18 protein-coding genes are annotated in these 15,471 nt (G+C 49.2%); 11 read left to right on the top strand and 7 right to left on the bottom strand.

Annotated features, from left to right (window positions below; all coding sequences use genetic code 11):
• Window positions 1–129 precede the first annotated feature (129 nt).
• On the top strand, window positions 130–1,770 hold the full coding sequence (locus C504_RS0102305) for an acyl-CoA dehydrogenase family protein (protein WP_018687688.1): 1,641 nt from the start codon (window positions 130–132) through the stop codon (window positions 1,768–1,770).
• On the opposite strand, the gene C504_RS0102310 is transcribed toward C504_RS0102305, so the two are convergent.
• Complete coding sequence (locus C504_RS0102310) at window positions 1,752–2,687, bottom strand: AEC family transporter (RefSeq protein WP_018687689.1); 936 nt, start codon at window positions 2,685–2,687, stop codon at window positions 1,752–1,754. The two genes, C504_RS0102305 and C504_RS0102310, sit on opposite strands and share 19 nt — an antisense overlap.
• Window positions 2,688–2,836: 149 nt before the next feature.
• On the opposite strand from C504_RS0102310, the gene C504_RS0102315 reads away from it, so the two are divergent.
• Complete coding sequence (locus tag C504_RS0102315) at window positions 2,837–3,430, top strand: hypothetical protein (protein WP_018687690.1); 594 nt, start codon at window positions 2,837–2,839, stop codon at window positions 3,428–3,430.
• Between the two features lie 10 nt (window positions 3,431–3,440).
• On the top strand, window positions 3,441–3,770 hold the full coding sequence (locus C504_RS0102320; RefSeq protein ID WP_018687691.1) for a DUF6105 family protein: 330 nt from the start codon (window positions 3,441–3,443) through the stop codon (window positions 3,768–3,770).
• Here the strand turns inward: C504_RS0102320 and ruvX are convergent.
• Window positions 3,740–4,237 carry a Holliday junction resolvase RuvX gene (gene ruvX, locus C504_RS0102325; protein ID WP_245555089.1) on the bottom strand — a complete coding sequence of 166 codons (498 nt, stop codon included), beginning with the start codon at window positions 4,235–4,237 and terminating at the stop codon, window positions 3,740–3,742. The genes C504_RS0102320 and ruvX overlap by 31 nt on opposite strands.
• 101 nt (window positions 4,238–4,338) lie before the next feature.
• Between ruvX and gatC the strand changes: the two genes are divergently transcribed.
• The 6 genes from gatC (at window position 4,339) to C504_RS0102355 (ending at window position 10,828) form a co-directional block, all read left to right on the top strand.
• Window positions 4,339–4,626: an Asp-tRNA(Asn)/Glu-tRNA(Gln) amidotransferase subunit GatC gene (gene gatC / locus C504_RS0102330; RefSeq protein ID WP_018687693.1), complete on the top strand. Its 288-nt coding sequence runs from the start codon at window positions 4,339–4,341 to the stop codon at window positions 4,624–4,626.
• A 46-nt stretch (window positions 4,627–4,672) separates the two neighbouring features.
• Window positions 4,673–6,154 carry an Asp-tRNA(Asn)/Glu-tRNA(Gln) amidotransferase subunit GatA gene (gene gatA / locus C504_RS0102335; RefSeq protein ID WP_018687694.1) on the top strand — a complete coding sequence of 494 codons (1,482 nt, stop codon included), beginning with the start codon at window positions 4,673–4,675 and terminating at the stop codon, window positions 6,152–6,154.
• A 52-nt stretch (window positions 6,155–6,206) separates the two neighbouring features.
• Window positions 6,207–7,079, top strand: coding sequence for an exonuclease domain-containing protein (locus C504_RS0102340; RefSeq protein WP_281167575.1), 873 nt, complete (start codon window positions 6,207–6,209; stop codon window positions 7,077–7,079).
• Between the two features lie 211 nt (window positions 7,080–7,290).
• A complete protein-coding gene (locus C504_RS0102345; RefSeq protein WP_018687696.1) occupies window positions 7,291–8,595 on the top strand; it encodes a Y-family DNA polymerase in 1,305 nt (434 codons plus the stop codon).
• A 118-nt stretch (window positions 8,596–8,713) separates the two neighbouring features.
• Window positions 8,714–10,213 carry an Asp-tRNA(Asn)/Glu-tRNA(Gln) amidotransferase subunit GatB gene (gene gatB / locus C504_RS0102350; RefSeq protein WP_018687697.1) on the top strand — a complete coding sequence of 500 codons (1,500 nt, stop codon included), beginning with the start codon at window positions 8,714–8,716 and terminating at the stop codon, window positions 10,211–10,213.
• A 126-nt stretch (window positions 10,214–10,339) separates the two neighbouring features.
• On the top strand, window positions 10,340–10,828 hold the full coding sequence (locus C504_RS0102355; RefSeq protein WP_018687698.1) for a GNAT family N-acetyltransferase: 489 nt from the start codon (window positions 10,340–10,342) through the stop codon (window positions 10,826–10,828).
• 23 nt (window positions 10,829–10,851) lie between these two features.
• On the opposite strand, the gene C504_RS0102360 is transcribed toward C504_RS0102355, so the two are convergent.
• Complete coding sequence (locus C504_RS0102360; protein ID WP_018687699.1) at window positions 10,852–11,274, bottom strand: hypothetical protein; 423 nt, start codon at window positions 11,272–11,274, stop codon at window positions 10,852–10,854.
• A gap of 232 nt (window positions 11,275–11,506) precedes the next feature.
• Here C504_RS0102360 and C504_RS0102365 point away from each other — a divergent pair, with 232 nt between their 5' ends.
• Both C504_RS0102365 and C504_RS0102370 read left to right on the top strand, forming a co-directional pair.
• On the top strand, window positions 11,507–11,905 hold the full coding sequence (locus C504_RS0102365) for an NADH:ubiquinone oxidoreductase subunit NDUFA12 (protein WP_018687700.1): 399 nt from the start codon (window positions 11,507–11,509) through the stop codon (window positions 11,903–11,905).
• Between the two features lie 151 nt (window positions 11,906–12,056).
• Entirely contained in the window at window positions 12,057–12,428 is a 372-nt protein-coding gene (locus C504_RS0102370) for a DUF2155 domain-containing protein (RefSeq protein ID WP_425393369.1), read from the top strand.
• An 8-nt stretch (window positions 12,429–12,436) separates the two neighbouring features.
• On the opposite strand, the gene aat is transcribed toward C504_RS0102370, so the two are convergent.
• Genes aat through aroQ form a run of 4 tightly spaced genes read right to left on the bottom strand, consistent with a single transcriptional unit; the run spans window position 12,437 to window position 15,415 of the window.
• Window positions 12,437–13,051: a leucyl/phenylalanyl-tRNA--protein transferase gene (gene aat, locus C504_RS0102375; protein WP_018687702.1), complete on the bottom strand. Its 615-nt coding sequence runs from the start codon at window positions 13,049–13,051 to the stop codon at window positions 12,437–12,439.
• Between the two features lie 30 nt (window positions 13,052–13,081).
• Window positions 13,082–14,425 carry an acetyl-CoA carboxylase biotin carboxylase subunit gene (gene accC / locus C504_RS0102380; RefSeq protein WP_018687703.1) on the bottom strand — a complete coding sequence of 448 codons (1,344 nt, stop codon included), beginning with the start codon at window positions 14,423–14,425 and terminating at the stop codon, window positions 13,082–13,084.
• 24 nt (window positions 14,426–14,449) lie between these two features.
• A complete protein-coding gene (gene accB / locus C504_RS0102385; protein ID WP_018687704.1) occupies window positions 14,450–14,920 on the bottom strand; it encodes an acetyl-CoA carboxylase biotin carboxyl carrier protein in 471 nt (156 codons plus the stop codon).
• 33 nt (window positions 14,921–14,953) lie between these two features.
• Window positions 14,954–15,415 (bottom strand): type II 3-dehydroquinate dehydratase, encoded by a 462-nt coding sequence (aroQ, locus tag C504_RS0102390; RefSeq protein ID WP_018687705.1) that lies wholly within the window; start codon window positions 15,413–15,415, stop codon window positions 14,954–14,956.
• Between the last annotated feature and the right edge of the window lie 56 nt (window positions 15,416–15,471).

Genomic DNA, 15,471 nt, shown 5'->3' on the forward strand with positions numbered 1-15,471 from the left:
GTCCGCAATTGCAATAAAGAGAACATCAGAACAATTTTACGGGACTATAGAGTGGGGAAACCGTTCTAAGGTGAACACATCACCATAATTTCGATATATGAATAAGAAAACACGATTCGGATTTCTATTATGGCGACGACAAATCATCACCGTGTAACCAACCAGACACCGCCGCTGTCTGGTTTTAATGCATTTCGCCTCAATCCGCTTTTGTTGCAGATCGCGTCGAGCTCAAACGCTGAGACATTGAAAGATTTTGACCAGATCGGGCGATATTCATTATCGAGCGAAGCCCAAGAACTTGCTGAAATGGCAAACCGTAATCCACCGCAATTAAAAGCGCATGACCGTTACGGACGGCGGGTGGATCAGGTGGAATTTCATCCGTCTTATCACGCACTTATGCGCCGCTCGATGAGCTATGGCATTGGTAGTTCTGTGTGGGAAGACGCAGCGCGCGGCAACAATAACGGTCATTTAAAACGCGCTGTTCGCTTTTTCATGCTTGCAGGCCTCGATACAGGGCACCTTTCAAGCCTTTCCAGCACCAATGGGGCGGTTGCAGCCCTCATGACAGCGCCGCATTTGGCTAAAGAATGGGTGCCGCGCGTTACAACGCGCAAATATGACAGCGCTCACAAGTCGCCTGTGGATAAATCATGCCTGACAATTGGCATGGGCATAACAGAAAAACAGGCCGGTACGGATTTTACAGCGCTCACCACACGCGCCGAAACCGTTGGCAATGGTTTGTTTCGCTTAACGGGCCATAAATGGTTTTTATCATCGCCTATGGCTGATGCTTTTTTAATGCTTGCGCGCACGCCCAACGGCACAAGCTGTTTTTTGGTGCCGCGCTTTTTAGCCGATGATGAGCACAATCATATAAATCTTGTTGGTTTGAAGGATGTGCTAGGCAACAGGTCTGCTGCGACCGCAGAAGCTGAAATCAACGGCTCCATTGCCCAAATGATTGGACGCGACGGCGAGGGCAGCCGCGCTATCCATGAAATGCAAACGTTGATGCGTCTTGATAGCGCGTTGATATCATCGGCGATCATGCATTCATCGTTGAGCGAAGCGGTGCATCATGTGCGCCACAGAAAAGTTGGCGGACGTTTGCTCATCGAGCAGCCGCTCATGCGTGCTGTTTTAACTGACATTGCGCTTGATGTTGCCGCTTCAACAGCGTTGTCGATGCGCCTTGCGCGCGCATTTGATGGTGCACGCTCAAACGACACAGAAGGCGCGTTTGCCCATGTGATGACGCCGGTGGTTAAATATCTGACGTCAAAAATTGCACCAACCGTTATTGCAGAGGCGATGGAGGCAACGGGCGGTAATGGTTATGTTGAAAGCAGCGTATTGCCGCGCCATTACCGTGAAGCGCCGCACCAATCGGTGTTAGAAGGTTCCGGCAATATGATGGCGCTCGAAGTGTGCCGCGTGCTCAAACGAACACCGGAGCTTTTCGATGTCATTTTAAAAGACATTGAGGCAAATCTTGGTGACAGAGCAAGAAATACAAGCAGCGTTTTAAGGGCAGCTTTTGATCTGGCACAGGACGATGAAAGTGCGGCGCGTATTTTGGTTGAACAATTGGCCATTGCCGCTGCAGCGTCGGAACTTTATCGCTTGGAAACAGGTGTGCTCGCGGATGCCTATGCCGATACGCGTTTAGGCGGCAACTGGCGCGCAAGCTACGGCATGCTTGGTAAGCGCTTTGACAATCAAACGATACTGGACGCGCTTTATCCGCCAGTCACATAAGCTGTAAGCGTTAGCACCGCTGGAATTGAGAACAATGAAATCAGCGTCTGCAACGTCGCGGTAACGGCATAGTTTTCTGCGTCGCCGCCCATTTGCCGTGCCAAAACATAGCCATTCATCGCCGTTGGAACCGCCGCGCAAAGCGCAAGATATTGAAGCTCAAGGCCTGTAACACCAAACGCGATTGCAAAGCTCAGAACGATAACGGGAAACAGTGCGAGCTTCATAAATGTTGGTAACAAGACGGCGGCGGAGGGACGCAAGACATCGCTCATGCGCAGACCAGCACCAATTGCCAAAAGCCCCATGCCGAGCGCGGCGCGGCTAACCAATTGAAGCCCGTCCATCATGAAATCAGGCAAACCGCCAGGAATTAAACGGCACAATAGCCCAAGCGCAGCGCCAATGATAAGCGGGTTGACCGCAACGCGCTTGAAAACGGAAGCAATGTCCGACTGGCTATCGGTAAACCAAGCAACAACAGCAACGGTTGAAACATTGATGGGAATAACGATCGCAGCCATCACCAGCGCGACCAAAGCAGCGCCTTCAGGCGGGAACATGTTTTCTGCAACCACAAGCGCTATAAAACCATTCCAGCGCACGCTTGATTGATAGATTGATGAAAAAGTCGGCCCGCCAATGCCGATTCTCTTCACAAATGGCCAAAGAGCCAGCGTTAAAAGGCAAAGTGTGAGCCAAGCCAATCCAAGTGAAGTAATAATTTTTCCAAGTGACAGCCCGCTAAAATCTGCGTCCAATATCATCACGAATAAAAGCGTAGGATAAAGCACATAAAAGCCAAGGCGCTCTAAGCCAATCCAAAACTCTTTTGTGAAAACAGGAGCTTGGCGCAGCAAATTGCCGACGAGGATGATAAGAAATATTGGCAGAATGGATTGAATCGTGATGAGCATAGTAGGAGCCTTTCGATACTCTATTGAAGCAAATCGAACGGCGCTGCAATGAGATATCCACAATTTGAGCTGCCGCGTTAACCTTAATGAATGGTTTATATTGCGGGCGCTGGTCTTGCTTGTGATAGTCGCATCACAACGAGGTCCGCATGTATCGATTTTTTTCCATTGCTGTAATGTTGAACTGGCTCGCAGTGCTCTGCGTGCTCGGTATTGTTGGTTTTGGTCTTGAAAACGGATCAGGCGGCATGATCGCAGCACTGAATGAAACACTCAGCGGCGAGGCGGGGCTGCAATTGCCAGCCGTAACGGCAAAATTACTCACCAATGCGGCCGTTTTAACCGTGATGATCGCCGCTGTTTGGGCGCTGCTGGCAATCATTTTCGCTGCACCCAACGGGGTGGAGAACAATCAGCTGGATTTGGTGATCATGCTTTCGATGGGCATCTGCCTTTGCGTGTTTGCCGTCATTCTAGCTTTGGCAATTTACACAAGTGCAGCGGTTTTAAGCGCAATGGTCTGTATCGCATCCTTTGCCACGATCTTGGCGGGAATCGCACATCGCGTATTTATGATTGAGGCCGAAGGGCGCAAAATGCCTGTGCCTGCAAACGAAGGCTTTGGCTTGGCTGGTGCGCGCAATATGCAGCGCCCGAATGCAAATCTCGCCATGAGTACAAATATGACGGCAAATCGGAATAATCGCTTTGTTCCAAAACGTAACTTCCAACCGATGAATTGACGGAAATCTTATGAAATATTTTCTTGCTCTGTGGTTGATACCGATGTCGCTCTTTTGGGCGTGGTTTGGTCTATCTTATTACGACATGAATTTCGGTTTATCGTTTTTGAGCCGTGACATCCACAATCTTGTCTTTGGCATTTATGCGAATCTTTTAGGCACAGATTATGAGACAATTGTTACTGGCTTTATCAAAGCCTGTATCTTTGATTCATTCATCATCAGCGCGATTGTTGCCTATCGCAAACGCAAGCAAATCAAAGCTTGGTGGCAGCAGCGAAAATCATCAGATGATAATTATGAGACAAATCAAGAATCGTCCGTCGTCGCGGCTGAGTAAAGCCGGTCGAGCACACCTTGCAAAATGAATGAGGCCGCAGCGGAATCAATCCGCTCGGCCCTTTTTGCGCGGCTAACATCCTGCTCAAGTAGTGAGCGTTCGGCGGCAACCGTCGATAGCCGTTCATCCCAAAGCACGACAGGCAAGGGCACATGTTGCATCATATTGCGCGCAAAGGCGCGTGTTGCTTGTGCACGCGGTCCTTCAGAACCGTCCATATTAAGCGGCAGGCCCAGCACAACCGCGCCAATGTTTTCAGCCTCTATCAGCGTTTTGATGATCGCCAGATCAGCCATGAACTTTGTGCGTTTGATAACTTTGCGTGGTGATGCAAGGGTCAACCTCGCATCAGAAACCGCCAGACCAATCGTTTTGGTGCCAAGATCAAGGCCAAGTATACGTGCCCCACGCGGCAGTTGCGCGTTTAGCGTTCCAACGTCGATAATCTCGCCTTTTTGATCGCTCACAGTGGTTCCGTCATTGCTGCTTGGTGAAATGGTCAAACTCCATATTGCACCACAAAGCTGCGAGCGCTATAGCGGGCACACACAAAACACCGGAGAATCCAATGTCCGTCGATACCGCTACCGTTAAGCGCGTTGCCAAACTTGCCCGCATTGCCGTCACAGATGATGAGGCAAAAAACCTTGAAAGCGAACTCAACACCATTTTGGGCTTTGTTGAACAGCTTGATGAGGTGGATGTGAGTGATGTGGAGCCGATGGTTTCCGTTGTTGCAATGGATATGAAAAAGCGGATTGATGAAGTCACTGACGGCAGCAAGGCCGCTGACATTGTCGCCAATGCGCCAGCCAGCGACGAAAACTTCTTCCAAGTGCCCAAAGTGGTTGAATAAACCGACCTGCGCCGCACCGAAATATTTGACATAGAAGAACCAATTTATGACCGATCTGACAGCCCTCACGATTGCCGAAGCCCGCGAAAAACTCCGCGCTAAAGAAATTACAGCGGTCGAACTGACCGATGCTTACATTTCTGCGATTGATGCCGCCAATGGCGCGCTCAATGCCTATGTTGCGCTGACACCTGAAAAAGCCCGCGACATGGCAAAAGCATCGGATGCAAAATATGCATCTGGCAATGCTGGCGCGCTGGAAGGTATTCCGCTTGGCATCAAGGATTTGTTCGGTACATATGATGTGCACACACAGGCCGCATCGCATATTCTCGATGGTTTTAAGCCAAAATATGAATCAACCGTCACGCAGAACCTTTGGGATGACGGCGCGGTGATGCTCGGCAAACTCAATATGGATGAGTTCGCGATGGGCTCTTCTAACGAGACATCTTATTACGGTCCGGTCAAAAACCCGTGGCGTGCGAACGGCTCAGACGTTGATTTGGTGCCAGGTGGCTCGTCTGGTGGTTCGGCCTCTGCTGTTGCTGCACATATTTGCGCTGGCGCAACGGCAACCGATACGGGCGGCTCTATTCGCCAGCCTGCAGCCTTTACAGGCACCGTCGGTATTAAGCCAACTTATGGCCGCTGTTCACGCTGGGGCGTTGCAGCTTTTGCATCATCGCTCGATCAGGCAGGACCAATCACGCGCGATGTGCGCGATGCGGCAATTATGCTGAAATCCATGGCATCTGTTGATGCTAAAGACACAACCAGCGTTGACTTGCCTGTGCCAGATTATGAAGCAGCGCTTGGCGGCTCTGTAAAAGGCATGAAAATCGGTATTCCAGCTGAATACCGCGTCGATGGTCTCGACCCTGAAATTCAGGCGCTTTGGGAGCAGGGCATTCAATGGCTCAAAGATGCAGGCGCAGAAATCGTCAATATTTCGCTGCCAAACACCAAATACGCATTGCCAGCCTATTATATCGTGGCTCCGGCCGAAGCATCGTCAAACCTTGCGCGTTATGATGGCGTAAAATACGGCCTGCGTGTACCGGGAAAAGACATTACAGACATGTATGAGCAGACCCGCGCTGCCGGATTTGGCGCGGAAGTTAAACGCCGCATTATGATCGGCACCTATGTGCTGTCGGCTGGTTATTACGACGCTTATTATTTGAAAGCGCAAAAAGTACGCACGCTCATCAAACGCGATTTTGAAAATGTGTTTGCCGATGGTGTGGACGCGATTTTGACACCAGCAACACCAAGCGCTGCCTTTGGCATTGGCGACAAGGCCATGAAAGCTGATCCGGTGAAAATGTATTTGAACGACGTGTTTACAGTGACTGTGAACATGGCCGGATTGCCGGGCATTGCGGTGCCTGCAGGCCTTTCATCAACAGGCCTACCGCTCGGCCTTCAGCTTATCGGCAAGCCGTTTGATGAAGAAACTCTGTTCAAAACGGCCCATGTGATTGAACAAGCCGCTGGTAAATTTACAGCGACAAAGTGGTGGTAGATATTTGAAACTACCTTCACACTGAGATTATGGTGATGATCTATAGATTGGAGTGTGCAAATTGTCTTGGAGTTTTGTATCTCTAGACGTCGAGACGGCAAACTCTGATCCGTCTTCCATTTGCCAAGTTGGTATTGTGATGTTCGAGAACGGCATCCCTATCGACGCATTGAATATAATGATCAATCCAGAAACTCATTTTGATTCTGGCAATGTTGCCATACATGGAATCAAACCTTTGGATGTAGTAGGAAAACCTACTTTTGCGGACGCTTTCTCACAAATTCAGAAAGCGATAGAAAGTCGAGTTGTTGTTCACCATGGCCCATTTGATGTAAGTGCTTTCAACGGAGCTTATAAGAAATATGGTTTGGTTCCCATTGATGCAATTTGGCTAAACAACTTTCTGGTTGTCCGGCACACTTGGGACCAGTTCTTTCATCGCGGTTATGCTCTCAATAATTTAGCGCGGCATTTCGGGTTGCAACTTCAACACCATGACGCTCTCTCTGATGCTCGTGTAGCAGGTCAAATCGCCTGTTTAGCGTTTAATGAGAGTAATATGAGCCCTCAATTATGGGCTGAAAAATATCAATCCAAGCGCAAATTTAAAAAGCCGCAGAAACCAAATGAGCCTTCTAAGACAGGTAAGTTTTTTGGCAAAACTATATTGCTTACTGGTGACTTTAATAAATCAAAATTAGATTTAGAAAATGCGGCTGCAAGCGTAGGCTTTCAAGTCGTTCGGCATGCATCCAAGAAATTAGATTTACTTGTTGTTGGGGCCGTGGATTTGGATGCGACCAAAGGCAAACCAAAAACGGGTAAGCACTTGAAAATAGAAGAGCTGATAGCGCAAGGCGAACAGATTTCTATTATTGTTGAGAGCCAGTTTGATGATCTGATTGAGTTTGGCAAACGGTGAATGTTAGAAGGTTGTATTACCTATTAATGCTCCGTCATCCTAGGCCTTGAGCCTAGGACCCATTCCGTGAAGTTGGTGCAGGGGTTGAACGCTCAGGAATCGGGTCAAGCCCGAGCATGACGACACTTTGGGAATCTCCCTAGGAAAATAATCACACGCCCTCTTGCGCCGCACAGGCAAAAGTTCCTATTATGTTCCGGTGAGGTGCGTGATGCGTAAGCCGGAATTTGCCGAAAAATTATATATCGACTTTGACAGTTTTTTTGCCAGCGTTGAGCAGCATTTAAACCCTGAACTGCGCGGGCGGCCCGTCGGGGTGATTCCGCTCGATTCGGATTATTCAGGCTGTATTGCGGCCAGCTATGAGGCCAAAAAGTTCGGCGTTAAAACCGGAACGTCGATGAAAGACGCGCGCGAAATGTGCCCCGGTATTCGCTTTGTCGTTGCGCGGCACGACATTTATGTGCGGCTGCATCACCGTATTGTGGCGGCGGTGGAAAACTGCGTGCCTGTCAGCAAAACGCGCTCCATTGATGAGATGGTCTGCAATCTCATGCTGTCTGAAAGCCGCGATGCTGCCGGACTTGCCGCCCGCATCAAACAGCGTGTTGAGGCTGAAATCGGGCAGGGGCTGCCCTGTTCAATTGGCGTTGCGCCCACCGAACTTCTTGCCAAAATCGCCGCTGAAATGAATAAGCCGAACGGCTTTGTCGTGTTTGAACCGGCTGATCTGCCAGGCCGCCTGTTTGAACTGGATTTGCGCGATCTGCCCGGTATTTCATCGGGCATTGAGCGGCGTTTGCATCAATCGGGCATTATGGATGTGAAGCAGCTTTGGGCGCTGGACGCTAAACATATGCGCGCCATTTGGGGCAATGTGGAAGGCGAGCGATTCTGGGCGTCCTTGCATGGTTATGAAACCATTCGCGAAGAGACGAAGCGGCGCATGTTTGGCCATGGCCGTATTTTACCGCGCGATTGGCGCTCGCCGCAACGTGCGTTCACCTGCGCCCGAATGCTGATGACCAGCGCTGCGCGAAGGTTGCGGCGCGAAAATTTCAGAGCGTGCAATTTAAGCTATGGTTTGCGCGGCCTTGAGCGGCAAAAATGGTCCGCTGATATACGTTTTACGGCGGCGCGGGATGATGCAACATTTTTGCATGCGATGCAGGCGCTGCACCGCCGTTTTGAGGCAGAGCGTCCGTTTAATAAAATCAGGTCGGTAAGCGTGACGCTTCACGGTCTTGTTGCGCCAGAACATCAGGGAGGCGCGGGGTTCATGGAGGATCTTTTTGATACGCAAAGCGACATTAAAACCCATGGAAAATGGGAGGCTGCCAGCGACACAATGGATGCTTTGCGGGATCGCTTCGGCGCAAAAGCGCTAACGCTTGGCCCCGTTGATCAAATGCCGGGCGGCTATGTGGGCGGCAAAATCGCCTTTAACCGAATACCGGATATGCGTGATTTTAACGAAAATATTGAGGAAAGCAGCCGCGCGATCATCCGTTCCTAGCTTTTCGCATGGAAGATAAGCCACAAACCGATAGAAACACTTGTATCGGCATAGCCCTTCGATTATCCAACCCACAGAGTAAAAAGCGACTTTTTCGCAAAGCTTAAATGGAAGACCAATGAACGCTCTTGTAGATACACGCACGACCGAAGCAAAACGCCTGATCCCTGGTGCCACTGGCGACTGGGAATTGATTATCGGTTTGGAAATTCATGCGCAGGTGACATCACAGTCAAAGCTGTTTTCCGGTTCTTCCACGCAGTTTGGTTCTGAGCCAAATGCCAATGTGTCATTGGTTGACGCAGCAATGCCGGGCATGTTGCCAGTCATCAACGAAGAGTGCGTGGCGCAGGCTGTACGCACGGGCCTTGGCCTTAAAGCGCAAATCAACAAGAAATCGGTTTTTGACCGCAAAAACTATTTTTACCCAGATTTGCCGCAAGGCTATCAGATTTCACAGTTCCAGCAGCCAATCGTTGGCGAAGGCGTTGTGCATATTTCTGTCGGTCCAGACAAAAAAGGTAATTTCGAAGACGTCGAAATCGGCATCGAGCGTCTGCACCTTGAGCAGGATGCGGGCAAATCAATGCACGATCAGCATCCAACCATGTCCTATGTGGATTTGAACCGTTCGGGCGTCGCCCTCATGGAGATCGTGTCAAAGCCTGACATGCGCTCATCTGATGAAGCAAAAGCCTATGTGACGAAAATCCGCCAGATCGTGCGCTACCTTGGCACATGTGATGGCAATATGGATGAAGGTTCCATGCGCGCAGATGTGAACGTGTCTGTGCGCCGTCCGGGCGAAGATTTCGGCACACGCTGCGAGATCAAGAACGTTAACTCTATCCGCTTTATGGGCCAAGCAATTGAGTATGAGGCACGCCGCCAAATCGCCATTTTGGAAGATGGTGGATCGATTGATCAGGAAACGCGTCTGTTCGATCCGGTAAAGGGCGAAACACGCTCTATGCGCTCAAAAGAAGAAGCGCATGATTATCGCTATTTCCCAGATCCAGATTTGCTGCCGCTTGAGTTTGACGATGCTTATATCGAAGCACTGAAAGCAGATTTGCCGGAGTTGCCAGACGAAAAACGTGCGCGCTTTATCGAATCTGGCCTGTCAGCCTATGATGCAAATGTGCTTATTTCAGAAAAAGCGATTGCTGATTATTTCGAAAAAGTGGCAGAAGGCCGCGACGCAAAACAGGCTGCAAACTGGGTGATCAATGATCTTCTGGGCGCGTTAAACAAAGCCGGACAGGACATTGTAACAACGTCCGTTACGCCGCAGCAGCTTGGCACAATCCTTGATCTCATCAAGGAAGGCACGATCTCAGGTAAAATTGCAAAAGATCTGTTCGAAATCATCTTCGAAGAAGGCGGCGACCCTGCCAAAATCGTTGAAGAGCGGGGCATGAAGCAGGTCACAGACACCAGCGCGATTGAAGCCGCTGTCGATGAAATCATTGCTGCCAACCCTGAAAAAGTTGAGCAAGTTAAAGAAAAACCGGCACTGGCTGGCTGGTTTGTTGGGCAGGTGATGAAGTCCACCGGCGGTAAGGCCAATCCACAAGCCGTTCAGCAATTGGTTAAATCTAAACTTGGCGTTGAATAATTATGATTAAGCGCGGTCGCTATTGGGCGGCCGCGCACGCTTGTTGATTCCGTTGTAAATTCTGTTACTTGTATAAGCTGTTCAAATCGTGGAATATTACACGAATACTATAGGAGAACAGTAATTATGTGGGTCCGCTCGGCTTCACAACAAGATTTAGAAATCGTCTCAAACATGCTCACCGAAACGTGGCATGATACATATGATCAGATTTATGGCCGCGAAAAAGTGGCCGAACTCACCTCACAATGGCACTCGGTTCCAGCGCTTAAACAACGCCTGAATAAGCCGCGGTCAGAATTCATTATTTGTGATGATGGCGCCGAAATCGGCGCTATGGCTTATGCCTCACAAATTGATAATGAAACAACCATGCTTCACCAGCTTTATGTGCGTCCATCGACACAGGGGCAGGGTCTCGGTGAAAAACTTCTGATTGAGGTTGAGGCCTGTTTTCCTGATGTGCGCAAAATTCGGCTGGAAGTCGAAGAAGCCAATGATCGTGCCATGAAATTTTATGAGCGCAATGGCTTTAAAAAGGTCGGCACATCACCCGATTGCGGCGTTAAAGGCTCCGGTATTCCGGCTGTCATCATGGAAAAAGTTATCTGGTAAATGCAGATTGTGCGCAGATGGGATTAGTTTTCCATCTGCGCCACACCTTGTTCATCGTAGAATTGAACAGGTGAACACTCGATAAGGTAATCGCGCTCATTGCGGTCGCATATGTGCAGGGCAGTTGCTTGTGCAGCAGCTTTTGAGGGTAGGCCGCAGACAACTTCGTGCCAATGCGGGCCTTCGCTGTGTTGAACAAAAATATCCACGCTCCAACCTGCCGGATAACACCAATTCGTTTTGATGCAATCTTCTGCCAATGCGCCTGATTCCATGCATTGGTCGGTGGCTTTGCCAAACGCTTCTTCCATTGTTACACCTGTTGCCACACCGCTGCCCTGTTCAGGTGCTTGAACAAAGGCAATACCGCGCGGGCCATCTTGAGCCATAGCGGGCATGGCTATCAGAATTGATGAGAGAGTAAGCGCTATGCGTAATCGGATCATTTCAGTTTCCTCGCTCGTATACTGTGGTTAATATATACCATCTCAAACGATGGTGAGATTCAATACTTTTGCTGAGTTGGCTTGAGGTGCAAGAAATTTGACGTTCGTGCACGGCCACGCCGAAATTACACAAGGCCAATTGCCTGAATTTAAGGGTGTATACCCATTGTTGCCTTGCATTTGCAGCAAACCAAAGCCATAAGCGGACATATAACGGAATGTGGATTGACCTATGAAAAATTTCTTTTTGCAGTTCTTCACTTGGTGGAACGGACAGACGCTTGGAACACGCTTGTGGACTTGGCGCACGGGCACCAAAGTTGGCGAAGATGAAATGGGCAATATCTACTATGAAGGCGGCAAGGATGTAGATGGCTACACACGCCGCTGGGTGATCTATGCTGGCGAAGCAGAAGGTTCTGCGGTTGGTTCTGGTTGGCATGGTTGGCTGCATCACCGTGTTGATACACCGCCGTCTGAAGAAGATTACAAGCCGCATGCTTGGCAAAAAGAACACCAGCCTAATTTGACGGGCACTGTCGGCGCTTATCGTCCGAAGGGCTCAATGCTTAATCCTGAGCCACGTCCGGAAGTGTCTGGCGATTATGATGCTTGGACACCGGGCAACTAATAGGCCAAAGCGCAAGAATCAGATATTCAGCATTAATTAATTGTTGACCCTGTTTTGGCCATATGTGGCTTATACTGGAAAGAACAGTGTTACTGTTCAAACTATTGTGTGGGCGCCTTTGAAGAACTTTAAGAAAATAATATTCGCTTGTTTGGTCACGGCAGCTTCTGTAATGGGAACGCCCGTTAGCGCCGAAAAAGCTGAAAACTCCATCGCTCAATTTTCCGGTATTGATAAAATTACAGGAAAGATCATTTCATTTGATGTTTATATCGATGAGACAGTTCAATTTGGTGCACTTCAGATAACGCCGCGTGTTTGCTATTCGCGCTCTGCAAATGAAGCACCCGGATCAAATAGTTTTGTTGAAGTTGACGAAATTACGTTGGAACGCAAGATCCGCCGTATTTTTACGGGCTGGATGTTTGCCGATAGTCCGGGCCTAAATGCCGTTGAGCATGCTGTTTATGATGTGTGGCTTACAGGCTGCAAAAATGAATCAGAAATTCCAGCGCCAAGCTAGACAAGCTTTTAGTTGAACTTAGCTGTTTCTTCTAAGGCTGCTTCCAGCAAAATCTCATATTCAGCACGCGGTATTTCGATCGTTCCGAACTGCGTAAGGTGCTCATTGGTGAACTGCGTATCAAGCAGTACAAAACCACGTTCTTTCAGCCGTTCAACAAGATGAACAAGCGCAACTTTGGATGCGTTGGTGCGACGGCTGAACATGCTTTCACCGAAAAATGCACGTCCGAGCGATACGCCATACAAGCCGCCGACGATCTGGTCTTCATACCAAGCCTCAACGGAGTGCGCGTGGCCAATTTCATGTAACTCATTATACAACAGGCGAATAGGATCGTTGATCCATGTTTCTTCGCGGCCTGGTGCAGGGGCGGCACACGCTTTTACAACCGTATCGAAAGCTTGATTGAACGTAATGTCATAGGTGCCGCGCCGCACCTCTTTTTTCAAGCTGCGCGGAATGTGGAATGCATCAAGTGGCATGACGCCGCGCAATTCCGGTTCCACCCAAAATATGGTTGGATCATCGGCTTTTTCTGCCATAGGAAAAAGGCCTAAAGAATAGGCCTTTAACAGAATTTGCGGTGTAATGAACGTATCGTGTTCATCGCTTCCGGACATGAAATATCTTTCGTTGAAAGAACTTTACTATTATTCTTTCGCGGCCAAATATTGTTCAAGCCAGTGAATATCATAATCACCATTGGCAATATCAGGACAATCAATCAGTTCTTGAAACAGTGGAACAGTGGTGTTGATACCGTCAATAACGAGTTCATCAAGCGCACGGCGCAAACGCATCATACATTCCAACCGATTGCGGCCGTGCACGATCAGTTTGCCGATCAAGCTGTCATAATATGGCGGGATGCTGTAACCGGCATAAACGCCTGAATCAACACGGATACCAAGGCCACCAGGTGCATGATAATGCGTGATTTTGCCCGGTGAAGGCACAAAAGTCCGGTGATGTTCCGCGTTCAAACGACATTCAATCGCATGACCATTAAACTTGATTTCATCCTGCGTAACCGAAAGGCCAGCACCAGATGCAACGCGCAATTGCTCATGCACCAGATCGATGCCCGTAATAGCCTCGGTGATTGGATGCTCAACCTGAAGACGGGTGTTCATTTCAATGAAATAGAATTCGCCGTTCTCATAGAGAAACTCAATTGTGCCAGCACCGCGATAGCCAAGTTTAGCAACCGCATTGGCGCAGATCATACCAATTTCATGGCGTTGTTCTGAGTTCAGAGCAGGGGAGTTAGCCTCTTCCCAAACCTTCTGGTGACGGCGCTGCAATGAACAGTCGCGTTCGCCCAAATGAATGGCCTTGCCTTTACCGTCGCCCACAATTTGAACTTCGATATGGCGCGGTTTGCCAAGATATTTCTCGATATAAACTTCCGCATTACCAAACGCAGCTTCTGCCTCGCGGCGTGCTGTGTCGAGTGCGTTAGAAAGTTCGGCTTCGTTTTTAGCAACCTTCATACCGCGGCCGCCACCGCCGGCAGTCGCTTTAATAATCACAGGAAAGCCAATGTCTTTGGCAATGCGCTTTGCTTCATTTACATCGCTCACACCGCCGTCAGAACCCGGTACAACCGGAATGCCAAGCTTGGCAGCTGTGCGTTTCGCCTCGATCTTGTCGCCCATAATTTTGATATGGTCGGAAGTCGGGCCGATAAATGTAATATTATGCGCTTCCAGAATTTCTGCAAATTTCGCATTTTCTGAAAGAAAGCCATAACCTGGGTGCACAGCATCTGCGCCAGTAATCTCACAGGCAGCAACGATCTGATGAATATTCAGATAGCTGTCACGTGATGGCGGCGGGCCAATACAAACGCTTTCATCTGCAAGACGTACATGCATCGCCATTTCGTCAGCTGTTGAGTGAACAGCGACAGTTGGGATACCAAGCTCACGGCAGGCACGCAGAATGCGCAATGCAATTTCACCGCGGTTGGCAATAAGAACCTTGTTAAACATATGGTTTGCCTTTGGGCAGAATTATCATTCAATCACGACGAGTGCTTGGCCATATTCGACCGGCTCGCTGTCTGTTACAAGAATAGCAGTAACAGTGCCTGAACGCGGCGAAGGAATTTGGTTCATCACTTTCATCGCTTCAATAATCAGCAATGTGTCGCCTTCTTTAACTTTAGTGCCAACAGCAATAAAATTGTCCGCATCTGGGCTCGGCGCCATATAAGCGGTGCCAACCATTGGAGAAGGGACTTCGCTGCCTGATGCAGCTTTTGAGGCAGGGGCGCTGTCTGCCGCTGCGGGTGCAGCCACAGGTGCAGGCGCTGCTTGAGCAACCGGTGCGTTTGCGTAGCTAACCATTTGTTGTGCTGGTTCGCGGCTTACACGAATGCGCATTTCACCATGTTCGAATTCAATCTCTGTGAGATCTGTATCGTTCAAAATATTGGCCAGATCGCTGACCAGTTCTTTGTCAAACGCTGATTTTTTCTCTGCCATTTTATCCTCAATATCCACTACTCTGCGGCGTGGTTAAGCTTGTTTTGTCTGTTCTGCAAGTTGCAACTGGTTGGCGATTACACGAATTGCCATCAAATAACCATCCGTGCCGCATCCAGCAATCACACCATTGGCGACCGCTGAAATGTATGACACGTGACGAAATTCTTCGCGCGCATGAATATTCGAGATATGAACCTCGATAACATGCGCTTTTGCACTGGTGATCGCATCACGCAGGGCAATCGAAGTATGTGAGTATGCGCCGGGGTTGAAAACGATAGGTGTGCCTGCCAGACCCGCTTCTTGAATGCGAGTAACCAGATCACCTTCATGGTTGGATTGATAGCTTTCAACCGCCAAGCCAACCTCATTACCTAGGGTCGTACAGGCTGAAATAACATCGTCCAAAGTCTTGGAACCATAAACCCCTGGTTCACGCTTTCCCAGCATGTTCAGGTTAGGTCCATTTAAGATTAGTATTTTAGCGCTCATATTACCTGTCCAACGCAACGAGTAAAAGGCGTAGAACGCCCTTAACTTTGCTGCAA

Origin of the sequence: Ahrensia kielensis DSM 5890, assembly GCF_000374465.1 — a bacterium.
In the GTDB taxonomy this organism is placed as follows: Bacteria; Pseudomonadota; Alphaproteobacteria; order Rhizobiales; family Rhizobiaceae; genus Ahrensia; species Ahrensia kielensis.